Annotated in this window: 18 protein-coding genes; 10 read left to right on the top strand and 8 right to left on the bottom strand. The window is 70.2% G+C overall.

Annotated features, from left to right (window positions below; genetic code table 11):
• Nucleotide 1: 1 nt before the first annotated feature.
• The 4 genes from arcC to bldD all read left to right on the top strand — a co-directional run bounded on the left by arcC (nucleotide 2) and on the right by bldD (nucleotide 4,030).
• Nucleotides 2-937: a carbamate kinase gene (arcC, locus tag ACTWPT_RS03160; RefSeq protein WP_443175690.1), complete on the top strand. Its 936-nt coding sequence runs from the start codon at nucleotides 2-4 to the stop codon at nucleotides 935-937.
• A 10-nt stretch (nucleotides 938-947) separates the two neighbouring features.
• Nucleotides 948-2,372 (top strand): amino acid permease, encoded by a 1,425-nt coding sequence (locus tag ACTWPT_RS03155; RefSeq protein WP_443175689.1) that lies wholly within the window; start codon nucleotides 948-950, stop codon nucleotides 2,370-2,372.
• Nucleotides 2,369-3,235, top strand: a complete 867-nt coding sequence (locus tag ACTWPT_RS03150) for a universal stress protein (protein ID WP_443175688.1) — start codon at nucleotides 2,369-2,371, stop codon at nucleotides 3,233-3,235. The genes ACTWPT_RS03155 and ACTWPT_RS03150 overlap by 4 nt, the downstream gene beginning before the upstream one ends.
• A 300-nt stretch (nucleotides 3,236-3,535) precedes the next feature.
• Nucleotides 3,536-4,030 (top strand): transcriptional regulator BldD, encoded by a 495-nt coding sequence (bldD, locus tag ACTWPT_RS03145; RefSeq protein ID WP_195896239.1) that lies wholly within the window; start codon nucleotides 3,536-3,538, stop codon nucleotides 4,028-4,030.
• A 475-nt stretch (nucleotides 4,031-4,505) separates the two neighbouring features.
• On the opposite strand, the gene ACTWPT_RS03140 is transcribed toward bldD, so the two are convergent.
• From ACTWPT_RS03140 to ACTWPT_RS03130, 3 genes are all read right to left on the bottom strand, one after another.
• Nucleotides 4,506-4,952 carry an SAV_6107 family HEPN domain-containing protein gene (locus ACTWPT_RS03140; RefSeq protein WP_443175687.1) on the bottom strand — a complete coding sequence of 149 codons (447 nt, stop codon included), beginning with the start codon at nucleotides 4,950-4,952 and terminating at the stop codon, nucleotides 4,506-4,508.
• A 485-nt stretch (nucleotides 4,953-5,437) separates the two neighbouring features.
• Nucleotides 5,438-5,629 carry a ferredoxin gene (locus ACTWPT_RS03135; protein ID WP_443175686.1) on the bottom strand — a complete coding sequence of 64 codons (192 nt, stop codon included), beginning with the start codon at nucleotides 5,627-5,629 and terminating at the stop codon, nucleotides 5,438-5,440.
• Nucleotides 5,630-5,635: 6 nt separating this feature from the next.
• On the bottom strand, nucleotides 5,636-6,826 hold the full coding sequence (locus ACTWPT_RS03130) for a cytochrome P450 (protein ID WP_443175685.1): 1,191 nt from the start codon (nucleotides 6,824-6,826) through the stop codon (nucleotides 5,636-5,638).
• Nucleotides 6,827-6,923: 97 nt separating this feature from the next.
• Between ACTWPT_RS03130 and ACTWPT_RS03125 the strand changes: the two genes are divergently transcribed.
• Nucleotides 6,924-7,577 (top strand): TetR/AcrR family transcriptional regulator, encoded by a 654-nt coding sequence (locus ACTWPT_RS03125; protein WP_443175684.1) that lies wholly within the window; start codon nucleotides 6,924-6,926, stop codon nucleotides 7,575-7,577.
• Nucleotides 7,578-7,602: 25 nt separating this feature from the next.
• The gene (locus ACTWPT_RS03120; protein WP_443175683.1) at nucleotides 7,603-8,157 is read left to right on the top strand and encodes a hypothetical protein; all 555 of its coding nucleotides are present in this window, start codon (nucleotides 7,603-7,605) and stop codon (nucleotides 8,155-8,157) included.
• Between the two features lie 70 nt (nucleotides 8,158-8,227).
• On the opposite strand, the gene ACTWPT_RS03115 is transcribed toward ACTWPT_RS03120, so the two are convergent.
• On the bottom strand, nucleotides 8,228-9,106 hold the full coding sequence (locus tag ACTWPT_RS03115) for an NmrA family NAD(P)-binding protein (RefSeq protein WP_443175682.1): 879 nt from the start codon (nucleotides 9,104-9,106) through the stop codon (nucleotides 8,228-8,230).
• Between the two features lie 72 nt (nucleotides 9,107-9,178).
• Between ACTWPT_RS03115 and ACTWPT_RS03110 the strand changes: the two genes are divergently transcribed.
• Nucleotides 9,179-9,580 (top strand): winged helix-turn-helix transcriptional regulator, encoded by a 402-nt coding sequence (locus ACTWPT_RS03110; protein ID WP_443175681.1) that lies wholly within the window; start codon nucleotides 9,179-9,181, stop codon nucleotides 9,578-9,580.
• A 64-nt stretch (nucleotides 9,581-9,644) separates the two neighbouring features.
• Here the strand turns inward: ACTWPT_RS03110 and ACTWPT_RS03105 are convergent, their stop codons facing one another.
• Complete coding sequence (locus ACTWPT_RS03105) at nucleotides 9,645-10,448, bottom strand: L,D-transpeptidase family protein (RefSeq protein ID WP_443175680.1); 804 nt, start codon at nucleotides 10,446-10,448, stop codon at nucleotides 9,645-9,647.
• Nucleotides 10,449-10,570: 122 nt separating this feature from the next.
• Between ACTWPT_RS03105 and ACTWPT_RS03100 the strand changes: the two genes are divergently transcribed.
• Both ACTWPT_RS03100 and ACTWPT_RS03095 read left to right on the top strand, forming a co-directional pair.
• A complete protein-coding gene (locus ACTWPT_RS03100; protein ID WP_443175679.1) occupies nucleotides 10,571-11,047 on the top strand; it encodes a YbaK/EbsC family protein in 477 nt (158 codons plus the stop codon).
• A 10-nt stretch (nucleotides 11,048-11,057) separates the two neighbouring features.
• Entirely contained in the window at nucleotides 11,058-11,630 is a 573-nt protein-coding gene (locus tag ACTWPT_RS03095; protein WP_443175678.1) for a GNAT family N-acetyltransferase, read from the top strand.
• A gap of 325 nt (nucleotides 11,631-11,955) precedes the next feature.
• Here ACTWPT_RS03095 and metF read toward each other — a convergent pair whose 3' ends face one another.
• Nucleotides 11,956-12,819, bottom strand: a complete 864-nt coding sequence (gene metF, locus ACTWPT_RS03090; protein ID WP_443175677.1) for a methylenetetrahydrofolate reductase [NAD(P)H] — start codon at nucleotides 12,817-12,819, stop codon at nucleotides 11,956-11,958.
• 152 nt (nucleotides 12,820-12,971) lie between these two features.
• Between metF and ACTWPT_RS03085 the strand changes: the two genes are divergently transcribed.
• The gene (locus ACTWPT_RS03085; RefSeq protein ID WP_443175676.1) at nucleotides 12,972-14,039 is read left to right on the top strand and encodes a polyprenyl synthetase family protein; all 1,068 of its coding nucleotides are present in this window, start codon (nucleotides 12,972-12,974) and stop codon (nucleotides 14,037-14,039) included.
• A gap of 133 nt (nucleotides 14,040-14,172) precedes the next feature.
• On the opposite strand, the gene thiE is transcribed toward ACTWPT_RS03085, so the two are convergent.
• Nucleotides 14,173-14,820, bottom strand: a complete 648-nt coding sequence (thiE, locus tag ACTWPT_RS03080) for a thiamine phosphate synthase (RefSeq protein ID WP_443175675.1) — start codon at nucleotides 14,818-14,820, stop codon at nucleotides 14,173-14,175.
• Nucleotides 14,798-15,172, bottom strand: a complete 375-nt coding sequence (locus ACTWPT_RS03075; RefSeq protein ID WP_443175674.1) for an Rv2175c family DNA-binding protein — start codon at nucleotides 15,170-15,172, stop codon at nucleotides 14,798-14,800. Before ACTWPT_RS03075 ends, thiE begins: the two co-directional genes overlap by 23 nt.

Raw genomic sequence — 15,172 nt, 5'->3', positions numbered from 1 at the left:
GATGCGGGTCATCGTCGCGCTGGGCGGCAACGCGGTGCTCAAGCGCGGCCAGCAGCCGGACGCCGACGTGCAGATCGCCAACGTACGCACGGCCGTCAAGACGCTCGCCCGGCTGGCGGGCGAGCACGAGCTGGTCATCACCCACGGGAACGGCCCTCAGGTGGGCCTGCTGGCGCTGCAGAGCGCCGCCGACCCGAACCTGTCCAGGCCCTATCCGTTCGACACGCTCGGCGCGCAGACGCAGGGCATGATCGGCTACTGGATGCAGCAGGCGCTGCAGAACGCGTTGCCGGGCCGGCAGGTCCTCGCCGTGGTCACGCAGACGCTGGTGACGGCCGTGGACCCGGCCTTCGAGGACCCGGCCAAGTTCGTCGGCCCCGTCTACGACCGGGAGGAGGCGGAGAAGCTGGCCGCCGAGCGCGGCTGGACGGTCAAGCAGGACGGCCGGCACTGGCGGCGGGTGGTGCCCTCCCCCGCGCCGCGCCGGATCGTGGAGACCCGGCTGATCCACAAGCTCATCCGCGAGGGCGTGATCGTGATCTGCGCGGGCGGCGGCGGCATCCCCGTCGTCCGCGACGAGCGCGGCCGGCTGGCCGGCGTGGAGGCGGTCGTGGACAAGGACCTGACCGCGTCGGTGCTGGCCGAGGCGCTGGAGTGCGACGCGTTCCTCAGCCTGACCGACGTGCCGCGGGTGCTGCGGGGCTTCGGCACGCCGCACGCGAGCGAGATCGCCCACACCACGCCGCACGAGCTGCGGGCCCTGGAGTTCCCGGCCGGGTCGATGGGGCCGAAGGTGGAGGCGGCGTGCCGGTTCGTGGAGACGACCGGCGACATGGCCGCGATCGGGAGGCTGGACGAGGCCGAGCGCATACTCGGGGGTTCAGCGGGAACGATCGTGACACCCAACGGCAGGTGGCCGCTGACGAGCACGTTGTAGGGGGTGCTGGGTGACACTGGCCCAACGGCTCCTGCGCACCAAGCCGACCGAGCGCCTCGTGGCCGAGGGAGGCCACGGTGAGGGCGGCGAGTTGCGGCGCACCATGTCTCTGTGGCAGCTCACGTTGTTCAGCGTGGGCGCCACGCTCGGCACGGGGATCTTCGTCATCCTGGGGCAGGCGGTGCCCAAGGCGGGGCCCGCGGTGGTGCTCTCGTTCATTCTGGCGGCGATCACGGCGCTGTTCTCCGCCCTGTCGTACGCCGAGCTGGCCGGGACGATCCCGGTGTCCGGCTCGTCCTACTCCTACGCGTACGCGACGCTGGGCGAGCTGGTGGCGTGGATCTGCGGCTGGTGCCTCATGCTGGAGTACGCCGTGTCCGTGGCGGCCGTGTCCGTGGGCTGGGGCGAATACCTCAACTCGTTCCTGCGGTCGCTGTTCGGCTTCACGCTGCCGGCGGCGATCACCCGCTCCCCCGGCCAGGACGGCGGCGTGGTCAACGTCACGGCGATCCTCATCGTGCTGCTGGCGACCTGGCTGCTGCTGTACGGCGCCTCCGAGAGCGCCATGGCGAACGCGATCTTCGTGTTGATCAAGGTCGTGGTGTTGCTGTTCTTCTGCGTGGTGGCGTTCACGGCCTTCCGCGCCGGGAACTTCGCGCCGTTCGCGCCCATGGGGGTGGCCGGGATCACGGCGGCGGCCTCGCAGGTGTTCTTCTCCTACATCGGCTTCGACGCGGCCTCCACCGCGGGCGAGGAGGCGAAGAACCCCAGACGGGACCTGCCCCTGGCGATCATCTTCTCGCTGGCCATCGTGACCGCCGTCTACGTGCTCGTCGCGGTGGCCGCCGTCGGCGCGATGCCGTGGACGGACTTCGACCCGCGGACCACCGAGGCGAGCCTGTCCTACATCGCGGACCTGGCCTCCGGCGCCACCTGGCCCGGCCTGATCGTCTCGTTCGGCGCGGTCATCGCCATCGCCAGCGTCGTGCTCACCGTCATCTACGGCCAGACGCGCATCCTGTTCGCGATGTCCCGCGACGGGCTCATCCCGCGCGTGTTCCAGCGGGTCAACCCGCGCCGCCAGGTCCCGATCGCCAACACGCTCATCGTCGCCGCGTTCATCTCGGTGCTGGCCGGGCTGGTGCCGCTCGGCCAGCTGGCCGAGGCGACCAGCATCGGCACGTTGTTCGCCTTCGCCATCGTGAACGTCGGCGTGCTCGTCCTGCGTTACCGCAGCCCCGGGCTGCCCCGCAGCTTCCGGGTCCCGTTCTTCCCGGTCACGCCGGTGCTGGGGGCGATCTTCTGCGTGCTCGTGATGGCGGGGCTGGCGGGGGTCACCTGGCTGGCGTTCGGGCTGTGGATGCTCGGCGGCCTGGTCTGCTACTTCCTGTACGGCTACAGCCATTCCCGGCTGAATGCCGAGGTGCCTCGGTGAAGCTCGACAACGTGCTCGCCGGGTACATCCCCGAGCCGCGGGGCAAGGACGCTCTCGCACTGGCCCTGCTGCTCAAAGAGCAGGCCCCCGCGCATCTGACGGTGGCGGTCATTCAGCCTCCCGCCTGGTCCGCGCCAGGACGCGCCCGGGCCGAGCAGAGCGAGTGGCGGGCGTACCTCAAGGAGCAGGCCGAGGCGACGCTCACGCAGGCGCGGGAGCTGGCGGGCCCGGACACCGACTACTGGATCCACGCCCACAAAGGCAGCGGGGGCGGGCTGGTGGAGCTGGCGCGCAAGCGCGGCGCGGACGTCGTGGTGATCGGCTCCGCCTCCGGCGGCGCGCGGGGCCGCATCGCCGTCGGCAGCACCGCCGACCAACTCCTGCACTCCTCCTCCGTGCCCGTCCTGCTCGCTCCGCGCGGCTACGGCGACAAGCCGCCCGCCGCCTTCGACCGGCTCACCGTCGCCTACCGGCGCAGCCCCGGCTGCGACGCGGCGCTCAGGGACGCGGCCGCCGCGGCCGTGTCCCTCGGCATCCCGCTGCGGCTGGTCACGGTGGTCGTCCGCAGCGCGAGGCTCGCCAAGATCGAGAAAGAGATGCTCGAACGCCTGCGCGACCAGGCCGCGACGGACCTGCGCGCGGCGGCGCGTGGCCAGCCGCAGCAGCTGCACGTGGAGGTCGAGCTGCTCGAGGGCCGCACTGTCGCCAAGGCGCTCGGCACGACCTCATGGCTCCCCGGTGAGATGATCATATGCGCGTCGAGTGATACCGGGCCACTCAGGCGGGTGTTCCTCGGGGACATCTCGCTCAAGATCGTACGGGCCTCGACCTGCCCTGTCATGATTCTCACCCGCCGGTTCTGACTCGGCGGTCCCGATCGGCAAACTATGACGAAGTAGTGTTACCGCTGGGACATGAGGGGCTTATCTGGCGTTCCCTACCGGACCGGATTCGGCATCTTTTTTCCAATCAGCTTGACCTTAGGCGTCCACCCCTTTACCGTCACGGTGCGTAACCACACCTCGTGGCGATCCGGGGTAAACCCAAAGCCATGGCTACCGAAGGTGCCGAGCGTCGCACCGTACCCCCGGTGGCCGGGGCATTCGCCGCGAGGGAGCACAATCTACTGAGAGCTATACATACGAGAGCCGGGGGGCCACACGATGCCGTCTGAGTACGCAAAGTCGCTGGGTGCACGACTCCGCGCCATCCGCACCCAGCAGGGCCTGTCCCTGCATGGAGTCGAGGAGAAGTCGCGTGGCAGGTGGAAAGCCGTAGTCGTGGGCTCTTATGAGCGTGGCGACCGAGCGGTCACGGTGCAGAAGCTTGCCGAGCTTGCCGATTTCTACGGGGTCCCCGTATCCGAGCTGCTACCGGGCGGCGCCGCCCCGAGCCCGCTCGGCCCGACCCCCAAGCTTGTGATCGACCTGGAGCGGCTCGCGTCGCTGCCGAAGGAGAAGGCCGGGGCCCTGGCCAGGTACGCCGCCACGATCCAGAGCCAGCGTGGCGACTACAACGGCAAGGTCCTGTCGATCCGCCAGGAGGACCTGCGCTCCCTGGCCGTGATCTACGACAAGTCGCCCAGCGAGCTGACCGAGGAGCTCATCAGCTGGGGCGTCCTCGACGCCGAGGCCCGCCGGGCCGTCGAGTCGTTCTGAGGCCGCCACCCGACCAGACCGGCTCCCGGCCTTCGGGCCGCCGCGCGTCGGGGGTCGGCCGCCTCCCGCAGGTTCCCGCCTTGGGGTCGCCGCCTGACCAGGTCGGCTCTCCGGCCTCGGGTCGCCGCCTGACCTGAGGCCGGTCATCCAGCACGAAGGAGCTCGCCACGCGCCGGCGGGCTCCTTCGTCATGTCCGGCCACGAACGGCTCGACCGGCTTGAGCTGCTCGGCCGGTTGCCCACCCACGCCGTGCCGGTCAGGCCGGCACGGACGCCGAGCTCAGTGCCCGTCGAGCCCACATGAACACTGAGCTCAGTGCCCGTCGAGCCCACATGAACACTGAGCTCAGTGCCGGTTGAGCCCGCAGGGACGGTCCTCGGAGCCTATGAGCCCGCGCCGGCGAGGCCCCGCGTCGGCAGCTCAACCGGTGCCGGTTGGCCAGGCGTCGTTGTCGAGGCCGGCCGGGTCGGTCAGTCAACCGGCGAGGGGGACGCCGATCGGTAGTTGGGGCTGGACGGGCACGCCGAGCAGGTCTTCGACCGTGGCGACGAAGGTCTCCGCCTCAGCCATGATCTCTTCGGCGTCGGCCGCGCTGATCCTGCTGACCATGCCGGCTTCGGCGGCCGCACGCTTGGCGGCGCTCACCGAGAAGTAGGCGGCCCACTCGGCCAAGTGCGGCTCGGCCTCGGGCAACAGCTCCCATGCGCTGCGCAGCCTGCGCCTGCGGCCTTCCATGGGACGGGGGCGGGCGGCCAGGATCGCCGCCGCCGCTCGAAGGGCTGCCAGGTGGGCGGCCACATATCGGGATGCCGGGGTGCGAGCGCTGGTCGCCTCCGCCAGGCAGGAACGTGCGTCGGTCAGGTGTGCCCGAACCGCAGGCGACAGCCGGGGCCCGGGTGTGTCTCTAGGCCTTGGTGCCATCTTGCGCGCCTCCTTTGGAGTCGTGGGGCGGCCGGCGTCTCCGCCGGTGGAGCCAACACTTGCAGACGCCACCGACATTTCCGCCAGGCTGGCCGGACGAGGAGCTTCCCCTCTCCCCGTCCGGCCAGGACACGCCCACTCGTCTCCGCCGACGACGAGGACGTGCCCTTCGCCCGTGGAGCCTGGCCGCGGGGCTCGCTAGGGAAAGCGAACGGCCCGCGACCAGGTCCAGGTGACGTTGAGCCGCGAGCCTCACCGTCACTAGGTCGAACATAATTTCGATCACCATCGGTGTCAACCTGATCCACGAACATAGGTTCGATGGACATTAAGGGGAACGACCGACACGCCGCCGGACTCACCGAGCGGCAGGCCGCGCGGCATGCCCGCGATTTATCGGGGTCCGAGCGCGGGAAAGCCGTCGCCGCAGGGTCGGGTTGCGGCGACGGCGAGTGGTTCAAGGGGGGTGTCAGCGTGCAGACGTGTCAGGAGGCGGAGATGGCCCCCGACGGGCAGAGGGTCACGGCACGCCGTACGGCGTCCTCAAGCTCCGGCGGCACCGGGCTCTGCAGCACCACCACCGTGCCCTCGTCCTCACTCTGGTCGAACACGTCGGGCACCGTCAGCGCACACATGCCCGCCCCGATGCACACCGTCGTATCTGCCTTGATTTCCATGGTGACCTACCAAGTGACAGGGAGGCGGTGCACTCCATAGATGCTCATATGCGAACGCATCGGCACCTCCTCAGGCGTTACGGCCAAGCGTAGGCCAGGAAAGCGCCGCAGCAGCGCAGGGTAGGCGATGCGCATTTCGGCGCGGGCGAGCTGCTGACCCAGGCACTGGTGAATGCCGTGGCCGAACGTCATGTGCCCGCCTGCGGGCCTGGTGACGTCGAGCGTCTCGCCTCCCGGGAAGCGGGACGGGTCGCGGTTGGCGGCAGGCAGGCTGACGGCGACCGTGTCGCCCGCCTTGATGAGATTGCCCTCGATCTCCAGGTCCTCGAGCGCGAGCCGGAACGGGCCGAGGTGGATGATCGTGAGGTAGCGCAGCAGTTCCTCGACGCCGTTGTCCACCACCGACGGATCGTCCCGCATGGCGGCCAGCTGTCCGGGGTTGGTGAGCAGCGTGTACGTCCCCAGCCCGAGCATGTTGGCGGTCGTCTCATGCCCCGCCACCAGCAGCAGGAACGCGACCCCCGTGAGCTCCTCGTCGTTGAGGTCCCCGCCCTCGATGAGCCCGCTGAGCAGGTCGTCGCCGGGTTCCTTGCGCTTGCGCTGGATCAGCCCGTGCAGGTACCCCATAGTGCTGCCGAGCGCCGCCAGCGCGTCCTCGGCCTTGGTCTCGAGGTTGACCAGCACCTTGGCGTCCTCGTGGAAGCGGGCGCGGTCCTCGTACGGGACCCCGAGCAGCTCGCAGATCACCAGCGACGGGATCGGCAGCGCGAACGCCTGCACCAGGTCCACGGGCCCGCCGGCGGCCTCCATGTCGTCCAGGCAGGCGTTGGTGATCTCCTCGATCCTGGGTTCGAGCATCTTCATCCTGCGCACCGTGAACTGCCCCGTGAGCAGCTTGCGGTAGCGGGTGTGCTCGGGCGGGTCGGTACGCAGGAACATGCCGGGCGGCAGCCGGAACTCGCCTTTCTGGGCGAGCTCCGCCCTGGCGGGGATCGCCGGGTGCATCTTCTCGGGCCGGTTGGAGAAGCGCGGGTCCGCCAGCACCGCGCGGGCGGCCGCGTAGCCGGTGACCAGCCAGCCGAGGTGGCCGTCGGCGTACCTGAGGCGGTGTATCGGCGCTTGCCGGCTCAGCTCGGTGATCTCGTCGGGCGGGTCCAGTGGACGCTGGCGGTCGATGGGAAGGGTCAGATCGGACATGCCGTGGCTCCTTTCCGGGTTTGTCTCCCAAGAAAACCTCAATCAGTGCAAATTTTCAATGGATGAAGAAGATAACGTCATGCAGTAAAGTTCGCCCATGGCAGGACTGCGGGAGCGCAAGAAACAGCGCACGCGCCGGGCGCTGATCGAGGCGGCGCTCCGGCTGTTCGAGGCGAAGGGGTACGCCGAGACCACGCTCGCGGAGATCGCCGCCGAGGCCGAGGTGTCCACGCGGACGTTCTTCAGCTACTTCTCCAGCAAGGAGGACCTGGTCTTCTACGACGGCGACGAGCGGCTGGAGCGGGCGCTGGCGCTGATAGCGACCAGGAGACCCGAGGAGTCGCCGACCGACATGCTGCTCCGGCTCCTGGACGAGGGCATCGCCACGGCGGTCCAGCATGGGGAGCTCACGTTCGAGGAGGCGGCGCTTCGCACCCGGCTGGTCATGACGGAGCCGGCGTTGCAGGGGCGGGCACTGCTGCTGCTGTTCGACAGCCAGCTCAAGCTGGCCAGGGCGCTGCACGACGCCTTCCCCGGCGAGGTGGACATGGTCGAGGCGGCGGCTGCGGTCGGCGCGTTGTTCGGCTCGGTGAAACTGGCCGTGATGGCGAGCCTGGACAACGACCGTTCGATCGAGCAGGTATGGGACACCGCTCGCCGCGCAGGCATGCTCGCGCTGACCGGACTGCGTTTCCTCGACGAGAAGGCCGCTTCCCGGATACGCGCGGATCGGCGGGGAATGGCAAGCTGATGCCCCCGAGCGGAGAGGAGCACGCATGGCGCGAACCGGTCTCGTCCTGCTGGCGCTGGGGCCGGTCCTGGCGGCGGCATACGCGGCCGTCAATCACACCGCCATCCGCACGGCCGCGAAGGCACAGGTCGACGGGCCGGAGTGGGAGGGCGGCCGGGTCGGCGCCGACGGGCTGACGTCACTCGGCGTGGAGGCCTGGCGGCTGGTCTGGTGGACCGCCCTGCTGGTGGGCGTGGTGGCGCTCGCCTACGCGGTCATCGGGGCGCTCCTGCGGCGGCCCCGCCGGGGGCGCGCACTCCTGCTCGTGTTGTCGGGTTCCCTCATCGTTCCGTACGTGCTGGGGTTCGCGGTGGCGTTCCTCAATCCCGTACGCCTCCTCGCGGGCCTCTACGACGCCGCCGACTTCGCGGCCGGCGTGCCCTCCTGGCAGCCCGCCACGGCGTTCCTCATCTTGGCTGCCGGGGTGGCACAGGCGTTCGGGCTGGTGCTGGCGGCCCGGGAGGGCAGGCGCGCGGCCGCGACCGGGGCAATGACGGCCGGGGCGGCCGGCGACAAGGAGAACGCGCCCACGAGGCCGTGACGTCAGCCCCGCGGGCCCGGAGCCGGCCGCCGACACTATGGCCTCAACCCCCTCGCGCCGTACCGCGACCTCAGTTCTGGAGGTCCTCGAGGCCGGACTTCACCGTCGCCGCGATCACGTCCCGCGCCGGTCGCGGCTCCAGGAACGCGGGCAGGTCGCTGTGCCGGGCCTCCAGCACGCCGGCGTTGATGTTGGAGAACATCGAGACCGTGTGTCCCGCCCGATACGCCTCCAGCCCGGCCAGCATCGGCCGCACCTCGCTCAGGGGCACGGCCCGGTACTCGACGGGCCGCCCGAGCGTCTCGGCCAGCACCTCGGCGAGGTCGTGCCCGCCGACCGCGCTCACCCCCTCCAGCTCGTACGTCCTGCCCGCGTGCCGCCGCGGCACGCCCGCCGCCAGGTCCGCCCAGGTCTCGGCGGCCACGCGCACGGCCACGGCGGCCAGGTCGGCGCGGGCCACGACCGACAGCCGCCCGTCGCCGAACGGCGCCGTGAACACCCCGTTCCCGGCCGCGGACGCGGCCCCGGCCAGCGCCAGCCCGGCAGACAACTCGGCATACAGGCCGTTGCGCAGGATCGTGACGTCGAAGGGCGCCTCGGCCAGCCGCGCCTCGGTCCACCGGTGCGCGAGCGCGATGGTGAGCAGGTCGCCGGATGCGGCCAGGCTGGTGTACATCACGTGCTTGACGCCCGCGGCGGCGGCCGCCCGCACCACGGCGCCGTGTCGGGCCAGGACGACGTCGTCCTCGGCATACCCGGCCGATACGAACACCAGCACGTCCACACCCGCGAACGCGGCCCTCAGCGTCTCCGGCTGGTCGAAGTCGGCGTTCCGCACGGCGACGCCGTCGCCGGAGCTGCTCGCCGCGGCCACCTCCAGCCCGCCGGCCCGCAGGCCGTCGAAGATAGAACCGCCCAAAGCCCCGGACACGCCGGTAACGAGAATCATCTGAACCCCCATGATTGTTGTTCCGGTACCAGCATGGGCGGGCTCAGGCGCCCGCGGTAAGGAGGCACTCTCATGTCAGTCGCACACACGGACGTAACCCTCCAGGTCAGTGGGCCGTGCGGGGACGACGACTGCGGGATCCGCGACGTGCTCGACCGGATCGGCGACAAGTGGACGGTGCTGGTGATGGTGGAGCTGGCCAAGGGGGTGCGGCGGTTCAGGGAGCTGCACCGGGCGATTCCCGGCATCTCCCAGCGGATGCTGACATTGACGACGCGGCGGCTGTGCCGGGACGGGCTGGTCGAGCGCACCGCGTACGCGACGATCCCGCCGCAGGTCGAATATCAGCTGACACCGGTGGGCCGGAGCCTGGCCGAGGCCGTCGAGCGCCTGGCCGACTGGTCCAGAGAGCACAAGGACGCCATCGCCGCGGCCCGCGAGCACTGGGACGCCGTCCACCCCGGCGACGCGTGAGCGGCCGGCCCGGGCGAAGGGGATGAACCACCGCCCTCGCCGGTCGCGTCATGCGGGCGTCATGTCACGGGCGCTTGAATGAGCCCCGCACGTGGACGGGCACGCCCTTGCCGAGCATCCCGGGCACCACCTCGGCCACGTTCATCGGCATGCGCACGCACCCGTGCGAAGCCGGGTAGAGCGGCACCGACAGCGCCCCGTGGAAGGCGATCCCGCCGTTGAAGAAGATCGGGTTGTAGAGCTGGCCCAGGTACGACTTGTGCCAGCCGCTCTTGCGCCATGTCGTGCTGTAGTTGCCCGTCGGCGTCGTGGCGGAGCCGCAGAAACGCTGCTCCTTGCCCTGCCACGTGGTGGTCTCGCAGTACGGGACGCTGCTGCCCGACGAGATGTGGGTGATCAGCTTGGCCTCGCCGCCGACGTACAGGACCATGATCTGCTTGGTGAGGTTGACCTCGGCGCGGGTCGGCTTGCCCTTCTTGACCAACACCTTGGGGGCCTTCGGGGTCTCCAGGGCCTGCCACGTCCGCTTGGCGATCGTGCTGGTCGGCTTGATGCCGTTGACTTTCTGGAACGCCCACACGGCCGCCAGCGTCGTGCCTCCGTACCGGCCGTCGGCCTTGCCGGGCCGGTAGCCCAGCTCGATCAGCCGCTTCTGCAGCCAGGTGACGGCCTTGCCCTTGGCGCCCAGCTTGAGCGTCTTGCGCGGCACGCCGACCGGGGGCGTGACGGGGTCGGTGGCGGGCACGGATCGGGCGCCCGCCGCGATGGGGACGGTATGCGTGACGGCGGGCGACGCGTGCGTACGTTGCGGCGCCTGCGTCCCGCAGCCCGAGAGCACGACGGCTCCAGCCGTCAGCAGCGCAGCCATCCCAGGCAACCGTCTAGCCCTCACGCGTACCACCTCTCACACCATTCAAGAACGGATCAAAGGACCTTATACCAGTCACCACGAATGGGTAATCAAGCGGACAATCTGTTTAGAGTGTCTCCATGTCTGAGAAGTTGCCGGCGAATGCCGTAGTCGTGGAGTCCGCGCTACGTGCGCTGGGGGCGAACGGCGAGATCGTCGTCCTGCCCGAGAAGGCGCCCACGGCGGCCACGGCCGCCGCCCAGGTGGGCTGCGAGGTCGGGGCGATCGCCAACAGCCTGATCTTCGACGCCGACGGCGCCCCGCTGCTCGTGCTGACCAGCGGGGCGCACCGCGTGAACGTGGAGCTCATCGCCCGCACGGCGGGCGTCCAGCGGGTACGCCGCGCGACCCCCGAGTTCGTCCGCGCCGCCACCGGCCAGCCCATCGGCGGCGTCGCCCCGGTCGGGCACCCGGCGCCGGTGCGGACCCTGGTGGACAACTGGCTGAGCAAGCATGAGGTGGTGTGGGCGGCCGGAGGACACCCGCTGACGGTGTTCCCGACCACCTTCGACGAGCTGGTACGGATCACCGGGGGCACTCCGGTGGACGTCGAGTAGTGTGCGACGGGTGATCGAGTTTCGCGGGGCGGGCCCGGCCGGATTCACCGAGCGACTGGAGACGGTGATCGGCATTTACACGGCCGCGATGAACCCGCCCGAGGATCAGATCACCGGCCGCAAGGCCATCATGCGAAATCATGCGACATATCCCCATTTTCAGTGCTATTTCGCCCAATTGCGCGATTCATCCCCTTCGGGGGATATCCCCGAAACCCGAATCGTCGGCTTCGCGTACGGCTTCCGCGGCGCACCCGGGCAGTGGTGGCACGACGTGGTGTTCAGAGCGCTCACGGAACAATCGGGCCGTGAGGTGGCCAACGCCTGGCTGGGGCACGCGTTCGAGCTGGCCGAAATCCACGTCCACCCGGACTACCAGGGCAAAGGCATCGGCCGGGCGATGATCAGGACGCTGTGTGCGGGCCGCCCCGAGCACACGGCCGTCCTGTCCACCCACGACCAGCCCACCGCCGCCCGCCACCTCTACGCCAGCCTCGGCTTCACGGACCTGCTGACGAGGTTCGTCTTCCCGGGCGGCTACGAGGAGTACGCGATCGCCGGCCGCCCCCTGCCCCTGCCTTGACGGTGCCCCTGATGAAGCCGTGACTGATGGGTTTACTTCTGCATGCCGAAGGGCACCATCCATGACAGAAAGTGACGGACCCTTTACATGTAGTCGACCACCGTCCCCCGCCCGTCACCCGCCCGGTCCCCCTGCGGGCGAGTGGCGGGCTCACCACTTTCAAGGTCAACACGACGCCGTTACGGCGCCCGACCCCGTGCGGGGTCAGACAGCGTCTCCCTGGAGGCCCCCAGCCCTGGTCGGTGGGTGGGTGCCCCTGGGCGACCGTAACAGATGGGGGTTTTGATCAAACGTCGGCGGAGTGCCGCCGGGCGACCGTAACAAATCAAGCAGAAAGCGACACGGCGAGGCGCTGGAACACTTCGCGGGTGGCGCTGGAGCGGTTGAACGTGATGAAGTGAATCCCCGGCGCGCCCTCGTCCAGCAGCCGCTGGCACAGCTCCGCCCCGTGATCGATGCCCAGCCGCCGCACCGCCGCCGGATCGTCCGCGACCGCCTCGAAGCGCGCCGCCACGTCCGGCGGGAACGGCGCCCCCGACAGCTGCTCGGAGCGCGCGATCGTGCTCATCTGCGTCACCGGCATGATGCACGGGATGATCGGCGTGTCGCAGCCCCTGGCCGCCACCCGGTCCCGCAGTCGCAGGTAGTCCTCCGCCTGGAAGAACATCTGCGTGATCGCGTAGTCGGCCCCAGCGCGGCACTTGCGCACGAAGTATTCGGTGTCGGCCTCGATGGACGGCGAACGCGGGTGCTTGTAGGGGAAGGCCGCCACGCCGACGCAGAAATCGCCGGCCTGCCTGATCAGCCGCACCAGCTCCTCGGCGTAGAGCACGCCCTCCGGGTGCCGCACCCAGTCGCCGCTGGGGTCGCCAGGGGGGTCGCCGCGGACCGCCAGGATGTTGCGCACGCCCGCGTCGGCGAAGCGCCCGACCAGGTGGCGCAGCTCGCGGACCGAGTGGTTGACGGCGGTGAAATGCGCCACAGGCGTGAGCGTGGTGCCGTGGGCGATCCGCTCCACGATGTCGACCGTGCGGTCACGGGTGGAGCCGCCGGCGCCGTAGGTCACCGACACGAACGTCGGCCGCAGCGACTCCAGCTCCCTGATCGCCCGCCACAACTGCCGCTCGCCCTCGTCGGTCTTCGGCGGGAAGAACTCGAACGAGAACGTGCGGCCACCGGAAGCGAGCATGTCGCGAACGGTGGGAACACGATCGGGCCGGATAGAGGGTCGACCAAGCGCCATGGCCCAAGGTTACAGGCAGCCGCCCGGAACCACAGATCGCCGAGCGCTTAACGTCAGCCGGGATCGGCGCGCGATCGCCCGGCCACTAGTCTCAAGGCATGACCACTGACGCCGCGCGCATACACATCCTGCGCACGCACGTGGAACGGGCCCTGGGCGAGTTCGTCGAGCGACAGCTGCCCGCCCCCGGCGACCCCGATCTGGAGCCGCTGCGCACGGCCGCCGACGAGCTGCTGGCCGGCGGCAAGCGGCTGCGTCCCGCGTTCTGCTACTGGGGCTGGCGCGGCGCGGGCGGCACGGACGTGCCCGAAATCTTCACCGCGGCGGCCTCGCTGGAGTTGCTGCAGGCCAGTGCGCTGGTGCACGACGACGTGATGGACCAGAGCGACCTGCGCAGGGGCATGCCGGCCGCGCACCGCCGTTTCCAGGCGCTGCACGAGAAGGCCGGCTGGCACGGCTCTGCGGAGCAGTTCGGCGAGGGCGCGGCGATCCTCCTGGGCAACCTGCTGCTGCTCTGGTCGGGCGAGATGTGGCGCACCAGCGGCCTGCCCCGCGAGTCGCTGGAGGCGGCCCAGCCCGTGCACGATCACATGCGTACCGAGCTGATGTGCGGGCAGTATCTGGACCTGCTGGAGCAGGCGCACGGGGAGAACACGTTCGACTCCGCCCTGCGCGTGGCGCTGTTCAAGAGCGGCAAGTATTCGGTGGAGCAGCCGCTCAGGCTCGGTCTGGTGCTCGCCGCCCAGGAGCTCGCGCCGTGGATGGACGACCTGTGCACCGGGTACGGCACGCGGGTGGGGATCGCGTTCCAGTTGCGCGACGACATCCTGGGTGTGTTCGGCGACCCGGCGCAGACCGGCAAGCCGGCGGGGGACGACCTGCGTGAGGGCAAGCGGACGATGCTGGTGGCCCGCACGCTGGCGGCCGCCTCCCCCGGCGAGGCGGAGACGGTCCGGCGCCTGCTCGGAGATCCGGGGCTGGATGCGCGCGGAGTGGCCACGCTGCGCGGGATCATCGAGGGCACCGGGGCGCTACAGGAGTGTGAGGACCTGATCGGCGACTACCTGGGCGAGGCTCTGAGCGCGCTCGACCAGGCGCCGATCGCGGCCGAGGCCCGTGTGGCGCTGACCGAGCTCGCCATCGCGGCCACCTCCCGCAAAACCTGACCGTCCCACCCATGGGGCGTGAACGACCCACCGTCGGCGCGGCTGGTGAGCACTGCGCCACACGATCGCACGGCGAGCTGCCCACGGGACAATGCCGCCCATCGGACAACGGCCGTCAACCGGACAACGGCCGTCAACCTGCGGCGGCCGCTGACAAGCGCTTGGCGAACTCCGCCGCCGCCGCGCCCGGGTCGTACGCGTCGGTGATCGCCCGTACCACCACAACCCGGCGAACCCCATACGACATGACCTCGTCCAGGTTGGCGAGGTCGATGCCGCCGATCCCGAACCACGGCCGCGCCGCCCCCACCGACGCCGCGTGCCGCAGCAGCGCCGGCCCCGGAGCCGGACGTCCGGGCTTGGTCGGCGTCGGCCAGATGGGCCCGCAGCAGAAGTAGTCGACGCCCTCCTCCACCGCCGCGGCGGAAGCCTCGGCGGCGGAGTGGGTGGACCGTCCGATGACGATGTCGTCGCCGAGTATCTCTCGCGCGACCGTCACAGGAAGATCGTCCTGCCCCAGGTGGAGCACGTCGGGCCGGGCGGCGTAGGCGATGTCCGCCCGGTCGTTGACGGCCAGCAGCTTGCCGTGCCGGTCGCAGGCGTCGCGGAAGACTTCCAGGAGGGCGAGTTCTTCGCGTGCCTCCAGGCCCTTCTCCCGCAGTTGGATGATGTCCACGCCCCCGGCCAGCACCGAATCGAGGAACTCCGCGAGGTCGCCGCGGTCGCGGCGGCCGTCGGTGCAGAGATAGAGGCGGGCCTCAGAAAGCGAGGGCCTGGGCACGCCGCTTGACCTCCGTGTGACGGCCGGCCTTGATCGCCTCGATGGGCGACCCCGGCAGCGACTCGTCTGGGGTGAAGAGCCAGCGCAGCGCCGCGACATCGTCGTAGCCGGCGTCCTGCAACACGGTCAGTGTGCCGGGTAGGCCCTTCATCACGTCTTTTCCGTCGAGGAACACTGCGGGCACCTGTGGCCCGCCGCTCCCCCGGCGCACGCCTAGGAGCTTGTGGTCCTTGAGGAGTTGCTTGGCCCGCCCGATGGGAAGCTCAAGGCGCTGGGCCACTTGGGGGAGCGTCAGCCACTCGTCTACGAGTTGGTCGGTCTCCCGGTCGATCTGTGCAACAGAAAGCGTCAC

The sequence above is a fragment of the Nonomuraea sp. 3N208 genome (genome assembly GCF_052245935.1).
In the GTDB taxonomy this organism is placed as follows: Bacteria; Actinomycetota; Actinomycetes; order Streptosporangiales; family Streptosporangiaceae; genus Nonomuraea.
Note: the sequence above shows the minus strand (reverse complement) of the source record. Positions and strands in the feature narration are given on the sequence as shown.

Excerpts from the sequence above, each read along its gene's own strand:
- arcC (WP_443175690.1), top strand. The coding sequence starts at position 2 with ATGCGGGTCATCGTCGCGCTGGGCGGCAACGCGGTGCTCAAGCGCGGC.
- bldD (WP_195896239.1), top strand. The coding sequence starts at position 3,536 with ATGCCGTCTGAGTACGCAAAGTCGCTGGGTGCACGACTCCGCGCCATC.
- ACTWPT_RS03140 (WP_443175687.1), bottom strand. The coding sequence starts at position 4,952 with ATGGCACCAAGGCCTAGAGACACACCCGGGCCCCGGCTGTCGCCTGCG.
- ACTWPT_RS03135 (WP_443175686.1), bottom strand. The coding sequence starts at position 5,629 with ATGGAAATCAAGGCAGATACGACGGTGTGCATCGGGGCGGGCATGTGT.
- ACTWPT_RS03130 (WP_443175685.1), bottom strand. The coding sequence starts at position 6,826 with ATGTCCGATCTGACCCTTCCCATCGACCGCCAGCGTCCACTGGACCCG.
- ACTWPT_RS03125 (WP_443175684.1), top strand. The coding sequence starts at position 6,924 with ATGGCAGGACTGCGGGAGCGCAAGAAACAGCGCACGCGCCGGGCGCTG.
- ACTWPT_RS03120 (WP_443175683.1), top strand. The coding sequence starts at position 7,603 with ATGGCGCGAACCGGTCTCGTCCTGCTGGCGCTGGGGCCGGTCCTGGCG.
- ACTWPT_RS03115 (WP_443175682.1), bottom strand. The coding sequence starts at position 9,106 with ATGATTCTCGTTACCGGCGTGTCCGGGGCTTTGGGCGGTTCTATCTTC.
- ACTWPT_RS03110 (WP_443175681.1), top strand. The coding sequence starts at position 9,179 with ATGTCAGTCGCACACACGGACGTAACCCTCCAGGTCAGTGGGCCGTGC.
- ACTWPT_RS03105 (WP_443175680.1), bottom strand. The coding sequence starts at position 10,448 with ATGGCTGCGCTGCTGACGGCTGGAGCCGTCGTGCTCTCGGGCTGCGGG.
- ACTWPT_RS03100 (WP_443175679.1), top strand. The coding sequence starts at position 10,571 with ATGTCTGAGAAGTTGCCGGCGAATGCCGTAGTCGTGGAGTCCGCGCTA.
- metF (WP_443175677.1), bottom strand. The coding sequence starts at position 12,819 with ATGCTCGCTTCCGGTGGCCGCACGTTCTCGTTCGAGTTCTTCCCGCCG.
- ACTWPT_RS03085 (WP_443175676.1), top strand. The coding sequence starts at position 12,972 with ATGACCACTGACGCCGCGCGCATACACATCCTGCGCACGCACGTGGAA.